Here is a 20,509-nt window from a genome sequence, read left to right as displayed (position 1 = left end):
CCACCGTTCGGCCACCGGCGGGACCGGGTCCGGTCACCCGGCGCGCCGGGGCCACGCGGCGAAGGCGATGTCCAACGCGTCGACCAACTGGTCGTACGAGCGGTCGACCTCGCGGGGCAGGCCGAAGCCGCCGGCCGACTCCAGGGCGACGAACCCGTGCAACGCGCTGCGCAGCGCGCGGGCCGCGTCCACCGCGTCGTCCCCGGTGAGCCCGTAGCCGCGCAGCACCGCGTAGACCGCACCGACCGCCCGCTCGCCCGCGGCGACGTGCTCGGGGTCACTCGGATCCGGCACCTGTTGAGTGGCCGGATAGCGCCCGGGGTGCCGCCGCGCGTACGACCGGTAGGCGGCGGCCGTCGCGCGCAGCGCGTCGACGCCGGCCCGCCCGGCGGCGGCCGTGGTCAGCTCGGTGGCCAGCTCGGCGGTGACCAGCGCGGAGAGCTTCTGGGCGAGCGCGTCGGCGCCCCGGACGTGCTTGTAGAGGCTGGGCAGCGCGACGCCGAGCCGGGCCGCCAGCGCGGCGAGGGTGAGCTGCGGATAGCCGACCTCGTCGGCCAGCCGGGCCGCCTCGCGCACCACGGTCTGCTGGTTGAGGCCGACCCTAGGCACCGCGGCTCACCGCCACGAACGCGGTCAGCTGCTCCGCCATGCGGTCCGGCTGGTCCGCGTGCGGGTAGTGCCCGGAGTCGTCGATCATCCGCGCCTCGGCGGTCGTGAAGAGCCGTCGGGCGGCCCGGGCCTCGGCGCCGGGGTCGGGGAAGTCGGGGTCCCTCGTGCCCATCAGCACCAGGACCGGCTGGCGGACCTCGCGCGCCCGGGTCGTCCAGTGCGGCTCGACCGGCTCGATGACCCCACGCAGGGCCGCCATCCGGCCGGGCTCCTTCAGCTTGGCGACCATCGCCCGGCGGAACGCCGCGTCGTCCGCCGGCCGGGTCACCGGGAACAGGGTCTTGTGGAACATCCCGAACAGCCGTGGGCTGCGCATCACCGCGGCCACGGCGACCCGCATGAACGGGTTGAGTTTCGGTTGGTTGACGAACCCGCCGGTCTGCACGACGCCGGCGACCAGCTCGGGCGCGTCGGCCGCCGCGAAGACGACCGCCGCCGCGGCCGACGAGTTGCCGACCAGCACCGCCGGGCCGCCGCCCAGGTCGCGGACCACCGCCAGCAGGTCGGCGGCGACCTCCACCGGGGCGTACGACGGCCAGTCGACGCTGGAGTCGCCGTGCCCCCGGACGTCGACCGCGGCCACCCGGTGGCCCGCCTGGACCAGCAACGGCACCAGGTGCCGGTAGGACCCCCGGTTCTCCCCCATGCCGTGTGCGAGGACCACCAGCGGGCCCGCGCCGTGCACCTCGTAGGCGATCCGACCACCGTCGCGAGCAACGTAGCTAACTGTCATAACGTAAAAGCTAATCCACTTAGCCAACAGCGTCAAGCCGGGTACGACGAACGGGCCGGGGGGAGCACGTCCCACCGGCCCGTTCGGGCGTCGCCGTCGACTACTTCTTCGAGATCAGGGCCCGGCCGAAGAAGGCCAGGTTGGCCGGGCGCTCCGCGAGCCGGCGCATGAGGTAGCCGTACCACTCGTCGCCGTACGGGACGTACGTGCGGACGGTGTAGCCCTCGCCGACCAGGCGCGCCTGCTCCTCGGGGCGGATACCGAACAGCATCTGGAACTCGAACCGGTCCGGCCCCCGGTCGAACCAGCGGGCCCGGTCCTCGCCGATCGCGATCAGGCGCGGGTCGTGCGTGGCGAGCATCGGGTAGCCGTCACCGGACATCAGGATGTTCAGGCACCGGACGTAGGACTTGTCGACCTCGCGGGCCGACTGGTAGGCCACCGACTCCGGCTCCTTGTAGGCGCCCTTGCAGAGCCGCACCCGGGACCCCGCCGTGGCCAACTCGCGGCAGTCCGACTCGGTGCGGCGCAGGTACGCCTGGAGCACCGCCCCGGTCGACGGGTAGTCCTTGCGCAGCTTCGCCAGGATGTCCAGCGTCGAGTCGGTGGTGGTGTGGTCCTCCATGTCCAGGGTGACCGTGGTGCCCGCCGCGTCGGCCGCCGCGCAGATCGCCCGAGCGTTGTCGTACGCCAACTGCTCGTCGAACATCTGCCCGAGCGCGGACAGTTTCACGCTGACCTCGGCGGCCGGGGTGAGGCCCGCCCCGGCGAGCAGCCGCAGCAGCTTCAGGTACTCGTCGCGGGTTGCGTTGGCCTGCTCGGGGGTGACGGTGTCCTCGCCGAGGTGATCGAGGGTGACCGCGAGACCGTCGGCGGCGAGTGCGCGGGTCGCGCGCAGCGCGTCGTCGGTCTTGGCGCCGGCCACGAACCGGCGGACGACGTCCCGGGTGAACGGGGCCGTCGCGACGAGCCGCTCGACCTGGGATGACCGGGCGGCGGCGAGGATGACGGAACGGAGCATGAGCCGAGCGTAACGCCCGTGCGCGGACCCCCGCCGAGGGGCGGGCGGCCTCGTCCGGGGCCCGGTCCGGGCACGCGGATCTGGCATGGATGGGTTACAACGATGCCGTGGAACGACACCCCCGCCGCCGGCTGCGGTCGGCCTCCGTCCAGCTGGGCACCCTCACCGTCCTGGCGCTCGCCCTCTCCGGCTGCAACCTCACCTCCGACGACGACGATGACGACTGCGCGCTCGGCCCCGAGGGCGGCGGCGACACCGTCGCGCACGCCACGCGCGTCGCCGTGCCGGCCGCCACGCGGACCGCCCCGGAGCCGGTCGCGGCGGCCGTGCCCGACCGTGGCGGCTTCGGCACCCACCTCGCCTCCTGCGGCGGCTGAGGTGCGCCGCGAGTCCACCACGCCCCGCCGGGACTGGGACGCGACGATCCGGTCGCAGGGCCTGGTCTACGTCGACACCGAGCTGCCCGACGGCGGCATCATGTCGTACTGGGACGAGACGGCGGCGTACGCCTTCGACCTGGACGAGGTGCTGCGGCTGGAGGAGGCGACGGAGGAGCTGCACCGGATGTCGGTGGCCGCCGCCGAGCACGTCGTGACCCGGGGCCGGTACGCCGAGTTCGGCATCCCCGCCTGGGCCGCCGAGGCGGTCGCCCGCTCGCTGCGGGAGGCGCCGCCGACCCTCTACGGCCGCTTCGACCTGTGGTACGACGGCAGCTGGCCGCCCAAGCTGCTGGAGTACAACGCCGACACCCCGACCGCGCTGGTCGAGGCGGCGATCGTGCAGTGGTACTGGCTGGAGCACACCCGGCCCGAGCTGGACCAGTGGAACAGCCTGCACGAGCGGTTGGTCGCCGCCTGGGCGACGGTCGGCGCCGGGCTGCACGAGCCGCGGGTGCACGTCGTCTGGTCGAACGAGGAGGAGTCCGGCGAGGACCACATGACGGCGGGTTACCTGGCCGAGACCGCCCGCCAGGCCGGGCTCGCGGTGGAGCTGCTGCCGATCCAGGAGATCGGCTGGGACGGCCGGCGCTTCCGGGACGCCGCCGACCGGCCGGTCACCACCTGCTTCAAGCTCTACCCCTGGGAGTGGATGCTCGCCGAGCCGTACGGGCCGCTGGCCCTGGCCCCCGGCACCCCGACCACCTGGATCGAGCCGGCGTGGAAGCTGTTGTTGTCCAACAAGGCGCTGCTCGCCGTGCTCTGGGAGCTCTACCCGGGCCACGAGTTCCTGCTGCCCGCGTACCTCGACTCGCCGCGCGGCATGACCGAGTACGTCGCCAAGCCGCTGCTGGGCCGGGAGGGCGGCTCAGTGCGGATCGTCACTCCCGCCGAGGAGATCACCAACCCGGGTATCTACGGCGACGAGGGCTGGTGCTACCAGGAGTTCCGCCCGCTGCCCGATTTCGCCGGCAACCGGACGGTCCTGGGCAGCTGGATCGTGGCCGGCGAGTCGGCCGGGGCCGGGGTGCGGGAGAGCGCCAGTCTCATCACCGACGGTTACGCGCGGTTTCTGCCGCACTACATCGACGCGCCGCGCCCCGCCTGAGTCGTCTACCGTTGGCAGGGTGAACTTCGACGCGTACGCCCGGACCGGCGTTGACCTCGTCAACGCCCGTCTGGACGACCTCGACGACCTGCGTGCCCTCTTCCCCGACACCAGCGCGTGGATGCGCGACGAGGTGGCGGAACGGGATCTGACAATCTTCCGGCGGGCGCAGAAGCGCCTGCGCGACGTGTTCGAATACGGCACGTCGGGGCGGGACGCGCAGGCGGTGGCCGAGCTGAACATCCTGCTGGAGGCCTACCCGGTGCAGCCGCGCATCTCGGGTCACGACTCCAGCGACTGGCACATGCACGTGACCAGCCGGGGCGCGTCGGTGAGCGCGGAATACCTCGCCGGCGCGATCTGGGGCCTGTCCGTCTGGCTCTGCGAATACGGCAGCGCCCGGTTCGGGGTGTGCGCCGACGACCGGTGCCGCAACGTCTACCTGGACACCTCGTCCAACAACTGCCGGCGCTTCTGCTCGGAGCGCTGCGCCACCCGGTCGCACGTCGCCGCCCACCGGGCTCGCAAGCGGGCCGCGGTCGGCGAGCAGGTGGCCGTCGGCGCGCAGACGGCGGCCGCCGAGTCGCTCAGCCCGGTCAGCTGACGGCGGCGGCGCGGGCCGCCCGGCCCGCGCCGCTCAGGCGTCGATCGGGGACGGCGTGCTCAGGTGCTGGCGGGCGAAGTCGAGCGCGGCGCGCAGGTCGTCCTCGCGCACCGCGCGGCTGCGGGCGCCCCGGGTCGACACCTCCACCGCCACCGACCCGGTGAAGCCCCGCCCGGCGAGCGACCGCAGCAGCTCCGCGCAGGGCTGCGTGCCCCGGCCCGGCACCAGGTGCTCGTCGCGCCCCTCGCCCGTGCCGTCGCCCAGGTGCACGTGCGCCAGCGCGTCGCCCATCCGGTCGGCCATCTCCATGGAGTCGCTGTGCGACGCGGCGCAGTGCGACAGGTCGAGCGTGTAGGCCGGGTAGCCGGTCTCGGTCGGGTCCCAGGTCGGGACGTACGGCACGAACTGCCGGCCGGCCATCCGCACCGGGTACATGTTCTCCACGGCGAGGCGGAGGCCCGGGAACTGCTCCGCGATCGTGGCGAGACCGTCGCCGAAGTTGCGCGCGTAGTCGCGCTGCCAGGTGAAGGGCGGATGCACGACCACCGTGGGGGCCTCCAGGGTCTCGGCCAGCTCGGCCGAGCGGCGCAGCCGCTCCCACGGGTCAGGGCTCCACACCCGTTGGGTCACCAGCAGGCAGGGCGCGTGCACGGAGAGCACCGGCACCCCGTAGTGCTCGGCGAGACCGCGCAACGCCCCGGCGTCCTGGCTGACCGCGTCGGTCCAGACCATCACCTCGACGCCGTCATAGCCCAGCGCCGCGGCCAGCTGGAACGCCGCCGCGGTCCGCTCGGGGAAGACCGACGAGCTGGAGAGGAGCACCGGGACGCGGGAAGTCACACCAGCCAGGGTAGCCCGGTCCCGCCCGGACATCGTGACGAGAAGTCGCAAAGCGACCGCAACCGGCCGGTCCCCCTCAGACCGGGCCGAGTTGATCAAGCCGGCGCAGGATGACGCCCTCGCGCAGCGCCCAGGGGCAGATGTCCAGCGCGTCCACGTCCAGCCGGCGCATCACCGCCTCCGCCACGATCGCGCCGGCCAGCAGCTGGTGGGCCCGGCCGGCGCTGACCCCCTCCAGCTCGTGCAGCTGCGCCGGCGGGATGTGCCGGATGAAACCGATCACCTGACGCAGCCCGGTGCGGCTCAGACGTCGCCGGGCCCAGAGCCCGGCACCGGAGGGTGCGGCCCCGGCCAGCCGGGCCAGGGTGCGGAACGTCTTCGAGGTGGCGACCGCCCGCTCCCACCCCACGTCGGTCATCTCCTTGACCACCGGGTCGAGCACGCCGTCCACGTACTCCCGCAGCTCCTCGACGGCCCGCCCGGACGGCGGGGTGAGTCCCCCCGGCTCCGCCGTCAACCGCTCGCGGGTCAGCCGCCCCGCCCCGAGCGGCAACGAGATCGCCACCCCCGGGTCCTCGTCGATCCCGGCGGCGATCTCCAGCGAGCCACCGCCGATGTCCAGCACCAGCAGGCGCCCCGCCGACCAGCCGAACCACCGGCGCACCGCGAGGAACGTCATCCGCGCCTCGTCCGCGCCGGGGAGCACCTCCAGGCGTACGCCGGTCTCCTCCCGGACGCGGGTCAGCACCGCTGCCGCGTTGGTGGCGTCGCGCACGGCGGAGGTGGCGAACGCGATCAGGTCGTCGGTCTCCAGGCCGGCGGCGGCCGCCTTGGCCATGCTGACCGCCCGGACCAGCCCGTCGGCCCCGACTTCGGTGATCGCCCCGTCCGGGCCGATCTGCTCGGCCAGCCGCAGCACCACCTTCTCCGAGTGCGCCGGCCAGGGGTGGGCACCGTGGTGCGCGTCCACCACCAGGAGGTGCACCGTGTTGGAGCCGACGTCGAGGACACCCAGTCGCATCCCTCGACCCTATGGCCACACTGTTTGCGCGGCTCGGCGGCCCGCGCGGTCGGTCGCGCGTACGCTGGGCCGGGTGACGATGGAGCTCCGCGTACTGGTGGACGACCCCGGTGACCCGCGCAGCCGCGAGGTGCCCCTGGACTTCCCGCGGGAGTGGATCGAGTTCGCCGACCCGGCGGACGAGAGCCACCTCGTCCGGGCCGACCTGACCTGGCTGCTCTCCCGCTGGACCTGCATCTTCGGCCGCGGCTGCCACGGCATCATCGCCGGTCGGGCGGCGGACGGCTGCTGCTCGCACGGTGCCTTCTTCACCGACTCCGACGACGAGAAGCGGGTCCGCGCCGCGGCCAAGCGGCTCACCCCGGAGACCTGGCAGCACTACCGCCGGGGGTTCAAGAACTGGACCGACAACGACACGATCGACGGCAAGAACCCGGCCCGCCGCACCGCCACCCAGGGCGTGGACGGGCCGTGCGTCTTCCTCAACGACGCCGACTTCCCCGGTGGCGGCGGCTGCGCCTTGCACGCCCAGGCGCTGCGCGACGGGGTGCATCCCCTGGAGTACAAGCCGGACGTGTGCTGGCAGCTGCCGATCCGCCGGGACCAGGAGTGGGTCAAGCGACCGGACAACACGAAGGTGCTGGTGTCCACGCTGTCCGAGTTCGACCGGCGCGGCTGGGGCGCGGGCGGGCACGACCTCGACTGGTGGTGCACCTCCTCGACCGACGCGCACGTCGGCACCGAGCCGATGTACGTCTCCTACGGCCCGGAGCTGACCGCGCTGATCGGCGCCCCCGCGTACGCCAAGCTGGCCGAGCTCTGCGCGGCCCGCACGAAGCAGGGTCTCGTCGCGCCCCACCCGGCCGACCCCGACGCGCACTGACCGCACCCGAAGCCGGGGCGGTCCCGGTCGCTCAGGTGGCGACGGCCACGACGGGGCGCCGCCGCCCCGCCGTGGCCGGCTCGATCAGGGCTCGAACTTGTAGCCGAGGCCCCGCACGGTCACGATGTACCGCGGCGCGGACGGCTCCGGTTCGATCTTGGAGCGCAGTCGCTTGACGTGGACGTCCAGGGTCTTCGTGTCGCCGACGTAGTCCGCGCCCCAGACCCGGTCGATGAGCTGACCCCGGGTGAGGACCCGGCCGGCGTTGCGCAGGAGCAGCTCCAGCAGCTCGAACTCCTTCAGCGGCAGCTGCACGGTGGCCCCGTCGACGGTCACCACGTGGCGCTCGATGTCCATGCGGACCGGGCCGGCGGCCAGGGTTGGCGCGCCCGACTCGGCGACCTCGGGGCTCTGCCGGCGCAGCACCGCCCGGATCCGGGCCACCAGCTCCCGCGGCGAGTACGGCTTCGTCACGTAGTCGTCGGCCCCGATCTCCAGGCCGACCACCTTGTCGATCTCACTGTCCCGCGCCGTGACCATGATGATCGGCACGTGCGAGCGCTGCCGGAGCTGCCGGCACACCTCGGTGCCCGACATCTCGGGCAGCATCAGGTCGAGCAGCACGATGTCGGCGCCGGTCCGGTCGAACTCGGTGAGAGCCGAGGGACCCGTCGCGGCGACCGAGACCTCGAAGCCCTCCTTACGGAGCATGTACGACAGCGCGTCGGAGAACGACTCCTCGTCCTCGACCACCAGAACGCGGCTCAACGGGGATTTCCTTTCCATTTCTGTCAGACCTGCCGAAGCTCGGCCGGACCGGGCTCGATCCCAACCGGCGGCAGTGTCGCCAGGAGGTCGTCCGGGGGACGGGAGGGCAGCCGGAGGGTGAACGTCGATCCACCACCAAGAGTGCTCGACACCTCGACCCGTCCGCCATGGTTGCTCGCGATGTGTTTGACGATGGCCAACCCGAGGCCGGTGCCCCCCGTGGCGCGGGAACGGGCCTGGTCGGCCCGGTAGAACCGCTCGAAGATCCGGTCGACGTCCGTCGGCGCGATGCCGATGCCCTGGTCGGTGACGGCGATCTCCACGGTCTCCTCGCCGACCTTGGTGGCGATGGTGACCGTGGTCTCCTCGCCCGAGTAGTTGATGGCGTTCTCGACCAGGTTCGAGACCGCCGTGGCGATCTGACTGTCGCTGCCGTAGACGGTGAGGTTGCGCTCACCCGTGACCGAGACCTCGATTCCCCGGGCGGAGGCGGTCGTACGGGTGCGGTCCACGACCTCCGCGATCACCCAGTCCACCGAGACCGGCTCGGGTGCCGGCTGCGGCTCGGCGCCCTGCAGCCGGGTCAGTTCGAGCAGCTCCTGCACCAACCGGCCGAGTCGGGTCGACTCGTGCTGGATCCGCTCGGCGAACCGGCGGGCAGCGATCATGTCCTCGGAGAGGTCCGGCGCGGCGTCACTCGCCGGCTCGGTGGCGTCCAGCAGCGCCTCGGCGAGCAGTTGCAGGGCACCGATCGGGGTCTTGAGCTCGTGGCTGACGTTGGCCACGAAGTCGCGCCGAACCCGGGCAAGTCGGTGTGACTCGGTCACGTCGGCCGCTTCCACGGCGATGTAGCCGGCACCGACCCCCATCGCCCGCAGGTGCACGCCGAGCGGGTTGTCACCCGCGTTGTCGCGGCCCCGCGGGAGGTCGAGCTCGATCTCGCGGCGGATGCCCGTGCGCCGGACCTGCCCGGCCAGCGTACGGATCAGGGGGTGGGCGGCGATCGAGCCGGGACTGGCACCGGTGCGCAACAGGCCCATCGCCCGGGCCGCGGGATTGACCAGCACGGGCACGTCGTCCGGGTCCAGCACCACCACGCCGGCCCGCAGTGAGTCGATCGTGCGGCGCCCGAGCCCGATCTGCGGATCGTCGGCTATCGCGGGCCTCCCCCAGCTCGAGAGGGAGCTCCCGCTCCCGGTCGGCGCGGCACGGCGGCCCGTCGCCGACATGATCCGGGGCAGCAGGAACCCGGCGACCAACCCGGTCGCCAGCGCCACGGCCACCGCGACCGCCACTGCCCACTCCACCTGGCGATCGTAGGGTCATTGTTAACCTGGCTCCCACCCATAAGGGGCGAAGCAGGCTCGCTTCCAGCAATGTTCACCCGTGCGTCCGGCGTCGTTCACCAGGGTTCACGTCGGGTCCGCCGGTGCCCCCTACCGTGAAACCCGCACCGCTCAACCCCGCGCCGGCCCGGTTGGGGCGGCGACCGACAACAGGACGTGAAAATGCGCGACGAGTTCCGGGCCGACCTGCACATCGTCAGCCAACTGCTGGTGGACATGGCCGAGGCAATCCGGTCCGCCATGCGCCAGGCCACCAAGGCCCTGCTGACCGCCGACCGGCAGGCCGCCGAGACGGTGGTCGAACGGGATGCCGAGATCGACGACCTCTACCGGCACGTCGAGGAGCGGGTCTGCGACCTGCTGGCCCGGCAGGCGCCGGTCGCCTCCGACCTGCGGGCCATGATCACCGCCCTGCACGTGGCCGCCGACCTTGAGCGGATGGGTGACCTGGCCGAGCACGTGGCCAAGACCGCTCTGCGCCGGCACCCCTCGCCGGCCGTGCCCGCCGAGCTCCGGACGATCTTCACCGACATGGCGGGGATCGCCGACCGGATGGCCGAGAAGATCGGCTCGGTGCTCGCCAAGCCCGACGCCGACCTCGCCGCCGAGCTCGACCGGGACGACGACGCCATGGACGACCTGCACAAGAACCTGTTCAGCGTCCTGCTCGGCGACGACTGGCCGTACGGGGTGGAGACGGCGATCGACGCCACCCTGCTGGGCCGCTTCTACGAGCGCTTCGCCGACCACGCCGTGAACGCCGGCGAGCAGGTGGTCTACCTGATCACCGGCGAGACCGCCTGATCATCGGCGAGACCGCGTTCCCGTCGAACTGAACCGGACACACGCCGAGGCCCCCGGGCGACCGGGGGCCTCGGCGCGTCCTACGGCGGTGGCTCAGGCTCAGCGGCCCTGGTTGGCGACCGCGGCGGCGGCCTCCTTGGCGGCCGTCGGGTCGAGGTAGGTGCCGCCCAGGGTGAGCGGGCGCAGCTGCGGGTCGAGGTCGTAGCGCAGCGGGATCCCGGTCGGGATGTTCAGCTTCGCGATCGCCTCGTCGGAGATCTGGTCGAGGTGCTTGACCAGCGCGCGCAGCGAGTTGCCGTGCGCCGCCACCAGCACCGTACGGCCGGCCAGGATGTCCGGGACGATCGAGTCGTACCAGTACGGCAGCATCCGCTCGACGACGTCCTTGAGGCACTCGGTGCGCGGCATCAGCTCGGTCGGCAGCAGCGCGTACCGCGGGTCGCCCACCTGCGACCACTCGTCGTTGTCGTCGATCGGCGGCGGCGGCGTGTCGTACGAGCGGCGCCAGAGCATGAACTGCTCCTCGCCGTACTCGTCGAGGGTCTGCTTCTTGTTCTTGCCCTGCAGGGCGCCGTAGTGGCGCTCGTTGAGCCGCCACGACCGGCGCACGGCGATCCAGTGCCGGTCGGCGGCGCTCAGCGCCAGCTCGGCGGTGCGGATCGCCCGGCGCAGCACGCTGGTGTGCACCACGTCCGGCAGCAGGTTGTGCTCGCGGAGCAGCTCGCCGCCGCGCCGCGCCTCGCCCTCCCCCTTCGCGGTCAGGTCGACGTCGACCCAGCCGGTGAAGAGGTTCTTGGCGTTCCAGTCGCTCTCGCCGTGCCGCAGCAGGACCAGCGTCCCGACGGTGGGCCCTTCGCTAGCAGTCATGCGGATCATCCTGCCGTACGCCGTGCCGGGACACGCAGGGACCGGCCGTGACGACCACCACGTGGAAAAGCCGGTGACCGGGCTCGGTGGACGCCACTAGTTTGTAAGGCGTTTGCGATAGATCAGTCATTACCAACGCGGGGGCGCCGGATGCGGACAGTGCAGGGCTGGTTACGGGAAACGGCAGGCGGGCTGCCACGGCGGTTCTGGTACCTCTGGGCCGGCACCCTGATCAACCGACTCGGCTCGTTCGTCCTGGTCTTCCTCGCGATCTACCTCACCCAGGAACGTGACTTCTCGGCGTCACAGGCGGGCCTGGTGATCGGTCTCTGGGGCGTCGGCGGCGCGGCGGGCACCACCATCGGCGGCACCCTCACCGACCGCTGGGGCCGACGGCCCACGCTGCTCACCGCGCACCTCGGCGCGGCGACCATGATGCTGGCACTCGGGCTGGCCCGGCCGCTCTGGGCGGTGGCCCTGGGCGCCATGCTGCTCGGCATGTTCGCCGAGGCCGCGCAGCCGGCCTTCGGCGCCATGATCATCGACGTGGTGCCGGAGAAGGACCGCCTGCGTGCCTTCTCGCTGAACTACTGGGCCATCAACCTCGGCTTCGCCTGCGCCGCCGTGCTGGCCGGCGTCGCCGCGCAGGCCGGTTACCTGCTGCTCTTCGTGGTCGACGCGGCCACCACGCTGATCACCGCCATGGTCATCGTCACCCGGGTCGGTGAGACCCGGCGGGGGACGAGCGCCGGCCCGCGGGTCGCGGGCACGCCCGCCCCGACCGGCGCGCTGCGCACCATCCTCGCCGACCGGGTCTTCCTGGGCTTCGTGGCGCTCAACCTGTTCAGCGCGCTGGTCTTCCTCCAGCACATCTCGATGCTGCCGATCGCGATGGGTGACTCCGGCCTCTCCCCCGCCACCTACGGCTCGGTGATCGCGCTCAACGGCATCCTGATCGTGGTGGGCCAACTCTTCGTCCCCCGGCTGATCCGGGGCCGGAGCCGGTCGCACGTGCTCGCCCTGGCCTCCCTGGTGATGGGCGTCGGCTTCGGGCTCACCGCGTTCGCCGACGCGGCCTGGTTCTACGGCCTGACGGTGCTCATCTGGACGCTCGGCGAGATGCTCAACTCGCCCTCCAACGCCACCCTCATCGCCGAACTCTCCCCCGCCGACCTGCGGGGCCGCTACCAGGGCGTGTTCGGGCTCTCCTGGCAGGTCGCCGGTGCCGGGGCCCCGATCCTCGGCGGGCTGGTCCGGGAGCACCTGGGCAACACGACGCTCTGGGCGGCCTGCGCGGCCATCGGTGGGGTCATGGCCGTGGCTCACCTGATCTCCGGGCCGGCCCGCGAACGCCGCGCCGCCACCCTGCGCCACGCCCCGCAGCCGGTCGTCCCGGTGGTCGCCGTGCAGCCGCCCGCGCCGGAGGCCACCGAGGCCGCGGCCACCGCACCGGCCGCGCCGCTCGCGGCCACCGGTTCGGCGTCCGATACGGTCGGCACCGCTAACCGTTAGGAACCCGAACAGTCTGGGGGGCGGGTGCACGTCCTGCGACGCTGGTGGCACGACACCGCGGGAGGGCTGCCCGCCACCTTCTGGTACCTCTGGGCCGGCATCCTGATCAACCGGGCCGGCGCGTTCGCGATGCTGTTCCTCTCGCTCTACCTCACCACCGCGCGGGGGGCGAGCGAGGCGCTCGCCGGAGCCGTGGTCGGCGCGTACGGGGCGGGTGGCGCGGTGGGCGTGCTGCTCGGCGGGGTGCTGGCCGACCGGTGGGGCCGACGGTCCACCCTGCTCGCGGCGCACCTGGCGACCGTGGGCCTGATGGTCGCGCTCGCGCTGAGCGAGCACCTGGCGGTCATCGCCGTGCTGTCCGCGCTGGTCGGGGTGGTGCACTCGATGCCCAGCCCGGCGTTCGTGGCGGCGATCGTGGACCTGGTCCCCGAGTCACGCCGCTCCCGCGCGTTCAACCTCCAGTTCTGGGCGTTCAACCTCGGCATGGCCGTCGCGTCGTTGCTGGCCGGCGTCCTGGCCGAGGCGAGCTTCCTGGCGTTGTTCCTGGTCGACGCGGGCGCCACCCTGGTCACCGCCCTGGTCATCGCCGCGAAGGTGCCGGAGACGCTGCGCCGAGGGGCGCCCCGGCCGGCCCCGGCAACCGACGGGCGTCGGCGGCCCGGGCTGCTCACCGCCCTCACCGACCGGACCTTCCTGACCTTCGTCGCGCTGACGTTCGTGCTCGCCGTGCTGACGATGCAGACCTCGACGATCATGCCGCTCGCCATGCGCGCGGACGGCCTGGGACCGTCGGCGTACGGGCTGGTGGTGGCGCTCGGCGGCGCGCTGATCGTGGTGGGTCAACTGTTCGTGCCCCGGCTGATCGATCGGCACCGCAAGGCTCGCGTGCTCGCCGTCTCCACCGGCCTCATGGCGATCGGCTTCGGCGCGCTCAGCGTCGCCGACGGGCTGGGGGTCTACCTGGCCGCCGCGGCGGTCTGGACGGTCGGCTCGATGCTCGCCGCCCCGCCCAACGCGCAAATCAACGCGGACCTGGCCCCGCCCGAGCTACGGGCCCGCTACCAGTCGGTCTTCTACCTGACCTTCCCGGCCGCCTCGTTCGTCGCCCCGACGCTCGGCGGGGTGAGCCTGCAGTACCTGGGGTCGGCGCACTGGCTCATCGTGGGCGGGCTCGGGCTGTTGGCCGCCGCGGGTCACCTGCTCGCCGGGCCGCCCCGGGAGCGTCGCGTGGCGGCCCTCCGCCGCGCCACGCCGCCCCGGCCGGCCGACCAGGTCGGGGTCCACTGACCGGAAACCGCCCAGAAGGTACGGGGATACGCAGAACGCTCACCCGGCACGATCGGAGTCGGCGGTGGTGAGCGTTCGCGAATGGCGGGGCCGGCGGCGGCGGGCGACACTCACCCCCGTAAGCGTCGCCCGCTCGCGCCGCCGGTCCAAACAGGTGGCACCGTCCCCCAACGGCTTGATCCACCCGTCCCCTCGCGCCTCGCCCGGTGCACGGATCTGATCGATCCGCCGCTCCCCCGAACGTTTCCAAGCGTGGCGCGGTGCAATAAAGTTAGTTCGCCCAGATTCTGGATTCAACCCGCACCGGCTGTCTCCATGGTCACAGCCGCCGAGTTGTCGCTGCTTGAGGCCTCGGTGTAAGCCAACAGCGGATACCCACTAGGCATTCCCCCAAACGCTCAGCCGTCCTCCCGATCGGGCGACTCGGTCCGGAAGAAATTGCTCTGTCGGCCGTCGCGCAGCTGCTCCTGATAGATCAGGTTCAGCCGTCGCAGGTCGAACGTGTGGAACCAGTCGTCCCAGGTGATCTCCCGGATCCGACTGCTCTCCCGATAGCCGGGGATGTTGAACGTCAGCACGCCGACGCGGCCTTCCCGCTCGGTGCCCGCGATGGTCGCCGGCTTCGCACCGCGTTCCCGCGCCCAGCGCTGGATCACCTCGTGGTTGCTCGTCACCAGGCTGCGGCCGGGACGTTCCGGCTGGTCCATCAGTGAGGAGATGACCTGCGACGAGAGCGCCGACCGGGACGTACCGGGACCGGTCCGCATCGCGCCGCCGGTCGACGCCGCCGCACCGCCACCCGCCGTGGCTCTCGGTGCGGCCTTCGTCGCGGCGGCCCCGCGGGCCGGGGCCTTCCGGGCGGGCGCCTTCTTCGCGGCCGTCGTCTTCTGCGCGGCCGTGGTCTTGCGCGCGGGCGCCTTCTTCGCCGCCGCCGTCTTCCGGGCCGCGGTAGCGCGCTTCGTGGTCGGTGCCTTCTTCGCGGCCGTCGTCGTCCGGGCCGTGGTGGCACGCTTCGTGGCGGGCGCCTTCTTCGCGGCCACCGACCGCTTCGCCGCCGTCTTCTTCGCCGGCGCCTTCTTCGCGGGCGCCTTCTTCGCCGCCACCGACCGCTTCGCCGGCGCCGCCTTCTTGGCCGCCGCCGTCTTCTTGGCCGCCGCCGTCTTCTTGGCCGCCGCCTTCTTCACGGCGGCGCGCTTGGCCGGGGCGGCCTTGTTCGCCGGGACCGCCTTGGCGCGGCTCGGCGCGGCCTTCGCCCGGCCGCTCACCGCCTTCTTCGTGGCGGCCGCCCGGCCCGCCGCCGCCCGGGTGCCCGTCGCCCGGCCACTCGGGCCGGTGGCCCGCCGGGCCGCGCCGCCCCCACGGCCCTCCGCCCGCAACGTCCGCACCAGTTCCTTCACCAGATCCGGCTTACGCAACGCGGAGATGCCGGAGACACCACGCTTACGCAGTTGCCCGCGGATGTCATCCACCCGCATCCGGCCGATCTCCGACTCCGAGATCATCGGGGTGTTCGGGGTCCTGTTGCTCCCCTGCCGCCTGGTGGTGGTCGCAGTCCCGCCGCGACCTGAGCTGTTCCGCTGAGCCATGGGACGCTCACGCTCCTCGACAGTCCGTCCTCGGCGCGCGGCGGGTCCCCAGATCGTGCCGCACCGCGCGGTGCGGCATACCCGTCAGGAGGGTTCCGAACCTCCGGAAGGCTCGAAGAGGTGCGCGAAGGCGGCGAGGTTGGCCGTCGACTCCCCACGCTTGACCCGCCACTCCCACTCCCGGCGGATGGAACTGCCGAAGCCGATCTCCAGCATCGTGTCGAAGGACTCGTCGGCGTACGTCAGCACCGCGCCCAGCAACCGGTCCAGCTCCTCCGCGTCCACCCCGGCGGGGTTGACCCGACCCGTGAGGTAGACGTCGCCGACCGCGTCGATGGAGAAGGACACCCCGTACATCCGGGCGTTGCGCTGAAGCAGCCAGGCCCACAGCTCCTCGCGCCGCTCGTCCGGCTGGCGCATCACGAACGCTTCGACCCGCAGCGCGTGCTCGCCCACGATCAGGTTGCAGATCGTCTTCAGCTTGTGCGTGCCGGGCAGCGTGACCGCGTACGACTCCGGACCGGTCCGCTCACAGGCCAGCTCCCGCTCGGCACAGACCGACTCGATGAGGGCCACAAGATCGCTCTTCCCGCTCACCGGACCCACTCTACGGTCGACCCGGCCCGACCACCGGGTGCCGCCGGCCCGGTCGCCGGGTCACCAGGAGCAGGAGAGGGCGGGGTCACCGGCCAGCTCGGCCGCGAGCCGTTCCCGGCGCGCGGCCATCTCCTCGCCGTACACGGTGAGGAGACCGGAGACGGTACGGGCCCAGGAGAAGCCGCGCGCGTGCCGCTCGGCCCCCCGCGCCAGCGCGGCGCGCCGCGGCGCGTCCGGCAGCAGCCCGCCGAGCGCCCGGGCCCAGTCGACCGGGTCGTGCCCGTCGATGAGCAGGCCGCTCACCTGGTCGCGTACGGCGGTCACCAGACCGCCCACGGCGGCCGCGACGACCGGCGTGCCGCACGCCTGGGCCTCCAGGGCGACCAGACCGAACGACTCGTTGTGCGACGGCACCGCGACCAGGTCGGCGGCCCGGTAGAGGTCCGGCAGGTCGGCACCGGTACGCGGCGGCAGGAAGCGCACCCGATCGGCGACCCCGAGAGAGCCGGTCAGCTCGATCAGGGCGGTCGGCCGGTCCAGCCCGCTGCCGCTCGGACCGCCGCAGATCACCACGGTCACCTGGTCGGCCAGCCGCGGATCGCGCTCGCGCAGCGCGGCGACCGCGCGTACCAGCACGTCGGGCGCCTTCAACGGCTGGATCCGGCCGACGAACGCCACCACGTAGCCGTCGGTCGGCAGGCCCAGCCTGCGACGGGCGGCGACGGCCGCCTCGGCCCGGTCCCCCGGGGCCGGGCGGAACCGGTCGAGGTCGACACCGGGCTGGACGACCGAAACCCGGGCCGGGTCGGCGTCGTACCGCTCGATCAGGTCCCGGGCCTCCACCCGGGTGTTGGCCACCAGCCGGTCGGCCTCCGCCACCACCTGCTCCTCGCCGATGACCCGCGCCTTGGGTTCCGGCCGGTCACCGACCGCGAGCTGCGCGTTCTTCACCTTGGCGAGGGTGTGCGCGGTGTGTACCAGCGGCACCCCCCACCGCTCCTTGGCCAGCCAGCCGACCTGGCCGGAGAGCCAGTAGTGGGAGTGGATGAGGTCGTAGTGGCCCGGTGGGCGGGCCGCCTCGGCACGGAGCACCCCGGCCGTGAAGGCGCACAACTGGCCGGGCAGCTCCTCCTTGGTCAGCCCCTCCAACGGCCCGGAGGTGATGTGCCGGACCTGCACGCCGGGCGCCATCTCCACCACCGGCGGCAGGTCGCCGGAGGTGGCCCGGGTGAAGATTTCCACCTCGACGTTCGCCTCGGCCAGCCGCCGGGCGACCTCCAGGATGTACACGTTCATGCCACCGGCGTCACCGGTGCCCGGCTGGTGCAGCGGTGACGTGTGCACCGACAGGGTGGCGATCCGCCGGGGCCGGGGCCACGGCAGGGCACCCCGCTGACGACCGACGCCGGTGTGCAGTTCCGCCACGTCCGCTCCTCTTGTCACGGTGGATGCCGTCTCGCACGACCGGCGTACGCGCAACAGTGCGCCGGATCTCATCTTCCCCATCGGGCTTCGGTAATGCGTGCGGGCGGGGGGCGGGCGTGACGGACCTCATCCGGACGTCCCCACGCCCGGCCGGGGCACCGGCCCGCGCCCGGGTGACAATGACCGGATGACCTCTGTCGCCATCGTCACCGGAGCCTCCAGCGGGATCGGTGCCGCCACCGCCCGCCGACTCGCCGCCGAGGGCTTCCACGTGCTCGCCGCGGCCCGGCGTACCGACCGGTTGGCCGACCTGGTCGCGGAGATCACGGCCGACGGTGGCCACGCCACGGCGGTGGCCTGCGACGTCACCTCCGACGCGTCGGTCGCGGCGCTGGCCGAGGCCGCCGCGGCCGCGCCCGGGCCGGTGACGCTGCTGGTCAACAACGCCGGCGGCGCGCGCGGCCTGGACCCGGTGGAGTCCGGGTCCGTGGGCGACTGGCAGTGGATGTACGACGTGAACGTGCTCGGCACCCTCCGGGTCACCCAGGCCCTGCTGCCGGCGCTGGAGGCGTCCGGCGCCGGGACCATCGTGATCGTCTCCTCGACCGCCGGTTTCACCGTGTACGAGGGCGGCGGCGGCTACACGGCCGCCAAGCACGCGCAGACCGCGATCGCCGGCACTCTGCGGCTGGAGCTGTCCGGGCGACCGGTGCGGGTCATCGAGATCGACCCGGGGATGGTGAAGACCGACGAGTTCAGCCTGGTCCGGTTCGACGGCGACGCCGAGCGGGCCGAGGCGGTCTACGCCGGCGTGCCCGAGCCACTGGTCGCCGACGACGTGGCCGACTGCATCGCCTGGTGCGCCACGCGCCCGCACCACGTCAACGTGGACCGGCTGGTGGTGCGCCCGCTGGCGCAGGCGGCGCAGCACAAGGTGCACCGGGTCGGGCAGTGAGGCGGGACCGCGGGCGGGTCCGGCGCTGAGGCGGCCCGACGTGGCAGGGGCGACGCGGCGGCCGTACGGGGTGGTCACCCGGGGCACCACCAACCCCAACCGGCTGCGCCGGGTGGACAACTGGATCGTGGCCACCTGCGGCGACCTGCTGCGCGGCGCACCCGACCCGCTCGTGGTCGACCTCGGCTACGGGGCGACGCCGGTGACCGCCGTGGAGTTGCGCGCCCGGCTGGCCACCGGAGTGCGCGCCGACGTACGGCTGGTCGGGCTGGAGATCGACCCGGCGCGGGTGGCCGCCGCGGCGCCCGCCGCCGACCCGCCGGGGCTCACCTTCGCCCGGGGCGGGTTCGAGCTGGCCGGCCTGCGCCCGGTGCTGGTGCGGGCGTTCAACGTGCTGCGCCAGTACGACGAGAGCGAGGTCCCCGCCGCCTGGCGGACGATGACCGCCGCCCTGGCCCCCGGCGGGGTGCTGGTCGAGGGCACCTGCGACGAACTGGGCCGGTTGGGCGGCTGGCTGCTGATCGACGCCGACGGGCCGCGCACGCTGACCCTGGCTGCCCGGCTCGCCACCCTGGAGAGCCCGGCCGAGCTGGCGGAGCGGCTACCCAAGGCGCTGATCCATCGCAACGTTCCCGGCGAGCGGGTGCACGACCTGATCCGCGCCCTCGACGACGCCTGGCTGGCCGCGGCCGGCTATGCCCCGTTCGGCCCCCGGCAGCGCTGGCTGCGCGCCGTCCAGTCCGTCAAGGACGCCGGCTGGCCGATCCTCGACCGCCCCACCCGCTGGCGCCACGGCGAACTGACCATCCCCTGGCCCGCAGTCCAACCCCGCTGACACCCACCCACCCTCCGCGGCGACCCCGCGCCCCTGTCGAGCCGCCCCGGGGCAGGTGGGTGGGTGGGTGCGTCAGATGGTGGTGTTGATGAGGACGGGTTCGGGGTGAAGGGTGACGCCGAAGCGGGTCTTGACGCCGTCGCGGATCTCCCGGGCCAGGGCGACCAGATCGGCCGTGCTCGCCTGACCGCTGCGGTTGGTCAGCGCCAGCGTGTGCTTGCGGGAGATGGCGGCCCCGCCCGGCCCCGCGTAGCCCTTGCCGTAGCCGGCCTTGTCGATCAGCCACGCGGCGCTGACCTTCACCATGTCGCCGGCGCCCGGCCAGGACGGCGGCTCCCCCAGGTCGGCGGCGCGGTCACGCAGCAGGTCGTACGCCGCCCGGTCGAGCACCGGGTTCGTGAAGAACGAGCCGACCGAGCGCGTGTCGGGGTCGGTCGGGTCGAGCACCATGCCCTTGCCGGCGCGCAGTGTGCGTACGGCCGCCCGGGCGTCGGCGAGCGGCACCCGATTCCCCACCTCGACGCCCAGGGCACGGGCGAGTTCGGCGTAGCGCACCGGCCCGGAGAGCGGGGACCTGGAGAGGCGGAAGTCGACCGACAGCACCACCCAGCGGTCGCTGTACTTGAAGATGCTGCCCCGGTACGCGAAGCCGCAGTCGGCGGCGGCGATCCGGCTGGTGGTCTCCTCGACCCGGTCGTACGCCTCGACGCCGGTGATGGTCTCGGCGACCTCCTGGCCGTACGCGCCGACGTTCTGGATGGGGGTGGCGCCGGTGGAGCCGGGGATGCCGGAGAGGCACTCCAAGCCGGACCAGCCGTTGGCGACGGTGGCGGCGACGAGGTCGTCCCACGGCTCGCCGGCCTCGACCCGTACGGTCACGGTGTCGGCGTCCTCGGCGACCACCCGCAGGCCACGCGACCGGACGAGCACCACGGTGCCGGGGAAGCCGTCGTCACCGATCACCACGTTGCTGCCGCCGGCCAGGACGAGGACGGCATCCCCCCGGGCGCCGGCGTCGCGCACCGCGCGCACGATCTCGTCGGCGCTGGTCGCGGACACGATCCGGCCGGCGGGCCCGCCCATGCGCAGAGTGGTGTAGCTGGCCAGGGCACTCACGTCGGATCGGCGGGCTCCGGTTGTCGGCTGGGCGTAGACGTCTGACACACCTTTCACCCTAGGCTGAGGGGTAGCCGCGGCACCCACTGGTGGCC

General features: G+C 73.1%; 21 protein-coding genes. 9 read left to right on the top strand and 12 right to left on the bottom strand.

Annotated features, from left to right (window positions below):
• Nucleotides 1–33 precede the first annotated feature (33 nt).
• The 3 genes from ACIBTV_RS01835 to ACIBTV_RS01825 form a co-directional block, all read right to left on the bottom strand.
• On the bottom strand, nt 34–609 hold the full coding sequence (locus ACIBTV_RS01835; protein WP_396701344.1) for a WHG domain-containing protein: 576 nt from the start codon (nt 607–609) through the stop codon (nt 34–36).
• Nucleotides 602–1,402 carry an alpha/beta fold hydrolase gene (locus ACIBTV_RS01830; protein WP_396701343.1) on the bottom strand — a complete coding sequence of 267 codons (801 nt, stop codon included), beginning with the start codon at nt 1,400–1,402 and terminating at the stop codon, nt 602–604. Before ACIBTV_RS01830 ends, ACIBTV_RS01835 begins: the two co-directional genes overlap by 8 nt.
• Nucleotides 1,403–1,502: 100 nt before the next feature.
• A complete protein-coding gene (locus ACIBTV_RS01825) occupies nt 1,503–2,423 on the bottom strand; it encodes a proline dehydrogenase family protein (protein ID WP_396701341.1) in 921 nt (306 codons plus the stop codon).
• Between the two features lie 107 nt (nt 2,424–2,530).
• Here ACIBTV_RS01825 and ACIBTV_RS01820 point away from each other — a divergent pair, with 107 nt between their 5' ends.
• The 3 genes from ACIBTV_RS01820 to ACIBTV_RS01810 are packed head-to-tail and all read left to right on the top strand — an operon-like array spanning nt 2,531 to nt 4,572.
• Nucleotides 2,531–2,800 carry a hypothetical protein gene (locus tag ACIBTV_RS01820; protein WP_396701339.1) on the top strand — a complete coding sequence of 90 codons (270 nt, stop codon included), beginning with the start codon at nt 2,531–2,533 and terminating at the stop codon, nt 2,798–2,800.
• 1 nt (nt 2,801) lies between these two features.
• Nucleotides 2,802–3,968 (top strand): glutathionylspermidine synthase family protein, encoded by a 1,167-nt coding sequence (locus ACIBTV_RS01815; RefSeq protein WP_396701337.1) that lies wholly within the window; start codon nt 2,802–2,804, stop codon nt 3,966–3,968.
• 19 nt (nt 3,969–3,987) lie between these two features.
• The gene (locus ACIBTV_RS01810) at nt 3,988–4,572 is read left to right on the top strand and encodes a CGNR zinc finger domain-containing protein (protein WP_396701335.1); all 585 of its coding nucleotides are present in this window, start codon (nt 3,988–3,990) and stop codon (nt 4,570–4,572) included.
• A 33-nt stretch (nt 4,573–4,605) separates the two neighbouring features.
• Here ACIBTV_RS01810 and ACIBTV_RS01805 read toward each other — a convergent pair whose 3' ends face one another.
• Together ACIBTV_RS01805 and ACIBTV_RS01800 are read right to left on the bottom strand one after the other, a co-directional pair.
• On the bottom strand, nt 4,606–5,412 hold the full coding sequence (locus tag ACIBTV_RS01805; protein WP_396701333.1) for a sugar phosphate isomerase/epimerase family protein: 807 nt from the start codon (nt 5,410–5,412) through the stop codon (nt 4,606–4,608).
• Between the two features lie 76 nt (nt 5,413–5,488).
• Nucleotides 5,489–6,433, bottom strand: coding sequence for a Ppx/GppA phosphatase family protein (locus tag ACIBTV_RS01800; RefSeq protein ID WP_396701331.1), 945 nt, complete (start codon nt 6,431–6,433; stop codon nt 5,489–5,491).
• Between the two features lie 79 nt (nt 6,434–6,512).
• Between ACIBTV_RS01800 and ACIBTV_RS01795 the strand changes: the two genes are divergently transcribed.
• Nucleotides 6,513–7,316 carry a hypothetical protein gene (locus ACIBTV_RS01795; protein ID WP_396702031.1) on the top strand — a complete coding sequence of 268 codons (804 nt, stop codon included), beginning with the start codon at nt 6,513–6,515 and terminating at the stop codon, nt 7,314–7,316.
• 84 nt (nt 7,317–7,400) lie between these two features.
• Here ACIBTV_RS01795 and ACIBTV_RS01790 read toward each other — a convergent pair whose 3' ends face one another.
• Both ACIBTV_RS01790 and ACIBTV_RS01785 read right to left on the bottom strand, forming a co-directional pair.
• Nucleotides 7,401–8,084 carry a response regulator gene (locus tag ACIBTV_RS01790; RefSeq protein ID WP_396701329.1) on the bottom strand — a complete coding sequence of 228 codons (684 nt, stop codon included), beginning with the start codon at nt 8,082–8,084 and terminating at the stop codon, nt 7,401–7,403.
• A gap of 23 nt (nt 8,085–8,107) precedes the next feature.
• Entirely contained in the window at nt 8,108–9,391 is a 1,284-nt protein-coding gene (locus ACIBTV_RS01785) for a sensor histidine kinase (protein WP_396701328.1), read from the bottom strand.
• 201 nt (nt 9,392–9,592) lie between these two features.
• Between ACIBTV_RS01785 and phoU the strand changes: the two genes are divergently transcribed.
• Nucleotides 9,593–10,234, top strand: a complete 642-nt coding sequence (gene phoU, locus ACIBTV_RS01780) for a phosphate signaling complex protein PhoU (protein WP_396701326.1) — start codon at nt 9,593–9,595, stop codon at nt 10,232–10,234.
• Nucleotides 10,235–10,333: 99 nt separating this feature from the next.
• On the opposite strand, the gene ACIBTV_RS01775 is transcribed toward phoU, so the two are convergent.
• Nucleotides 10,334–11,101: a phosphoglyceromutase gene (locus ACIBTV_RS01775; protein WP_396701323.1), complete on the bottom strand. Its 768-nt coding sequence runs from the start codon at nt 11,099–11,101 to the stop codon at nt 10,334–10,336.
• Nucleotides 11,102–11,251: 150 nt separating this feature from the next.
• Here ACIBTV_RS01775 and ACIBTV_RS01770 point away from each other — a divergent pair, with 150 nt between their 5' ends.
• Both ACIBTV_RS01770 and ACIBTV_RS01765 read left to right on the top strand, forming a co-directional pair.
• Nucleotides 11,252–12,613 carry an MDR family MFS transporter gene (locus ACIBTV_RS01770; RefSeq protein ID WP_396701321.1) on the top strand — a complete coding sequence of 454 codons (1,362 nt, stop codon included), beginning with the start codon at nt 11,252–11,254 and terminating at the stop codon, nt 12,611–12,613.
• Between the two features lie 24 nt (nt 12,614–12,637).
• Nucleotides 12,638–13,900, top strand: coding sequence for an MFS transporter (locus ACIBTV_RS01765; protein WP_396701319.1), 1,263 nt, complete (start codon nt 12,638–12,640; stop codon nt 13,898–13,900).
• Nucleotides 13,901–14,298: 398 nt separating this feature from the next.
• On the opposite strand, the gene ACIBTV_RS01760 is transcribed toward ACIBTV_RS01765, so the two are convergent.
• The 3 genes from ACIBTV_RS01760 to mshA form a co-directional block, all read right to left on the bottom strand.
• Nucleotides 14,299–15,003: a hypothetical protein gene (locus ACIBTV_RS01760; protein ID WP_396702030.1), complete on the bottom strand. Its 705-nt coding sequence runs from the start codon at nt 15,001–15,003 to the stop codon at nt 14,299–14,301.
• A gap of 567 nt (nt 15,004–15,570) precedes the next feature.
• Entirely contained in the window at nt 15,571–16,083 is a 513-nt protein-coding gene (locus ACIBTV_RS01755; RefSeq protein WP_396701317.1) for a YbjN domain-containing protein, read from the bottom strand.
• 60 nt (nt 16,084–16,143) lie between these two features.
• Nucleotides 16,144–17,580 (bottom strand): D-inositol-3-phosphate glycosyltransferase, encoded by a 1,437-nt coding sequence (mshA, locus tag ACIBTV_RS01750; RefSeq protein ID WP_396702028.1) that lies wholly within the window; start codon nt 17,578–17,580, stop codon nt 16,144–16,146.
• A gap of 115 nt (nt 17,581–17,695) precedes the next feature.
• Here mshA and ACIBTV_RS01745 point away from each other — a divergent pair, with 115 nt between their 5' ends.
• Complete coding sequence (locus ACIBTV_RS01745) at nt 17,696–18,463, top strand: SDR family oxidoreductase (protein ID WP_396701315.1); 768 nt, start codon at nt 17,696–17,698, stop codon at nt 18,461–18,463.
• Between the two features lie 40 nt (nt 18,464–18,503).
• Entirely contained in the window at nt 18,504–19,298 is a 795-nt protein-coding gene (locus tag ACIBTV_RS01740; RefSeq protein ID WP_396701313.1) for a class I SAM-dependent methyltransferase, read from the top strand.
• 72 nt (nt 19,299–19,370) lie between these two features.
• Here the strand turns inward: ACIBTV_RS01740 and ACIBTV_RS01735 are convergent, their stop codons facing one another.
• Nucleotides 19,371–20,462 (bottom strand): UDP-N-acetylmuramate dehydrogenase, encoded by a 1,092-nt coding sequence (locus ACIBTV_RS01735; RefSeq protein ID WP_396701311.1) that lies wholly within the window; start codon nt 20,460–20,462, stop codon nt 19,371–19,373.
• Nucleotides 20,463–20,509: the final 47 nt, after the last annotated feature.

Origin of the sequence: Micromonospora sp. NPDC049366, from assembly GCF_044466625.1 — a bacterium.
GTDB lineage: Bacteria > Actinomycetota > Actinomycetes > Mycobacteriales > Micromonosporaceae > Micromonospora.
The sequence above is the reverse complement of the archived record's forward strand: the minus strand, read 5'-3'. Positions and strand labels throughout refer to the sequence as shown.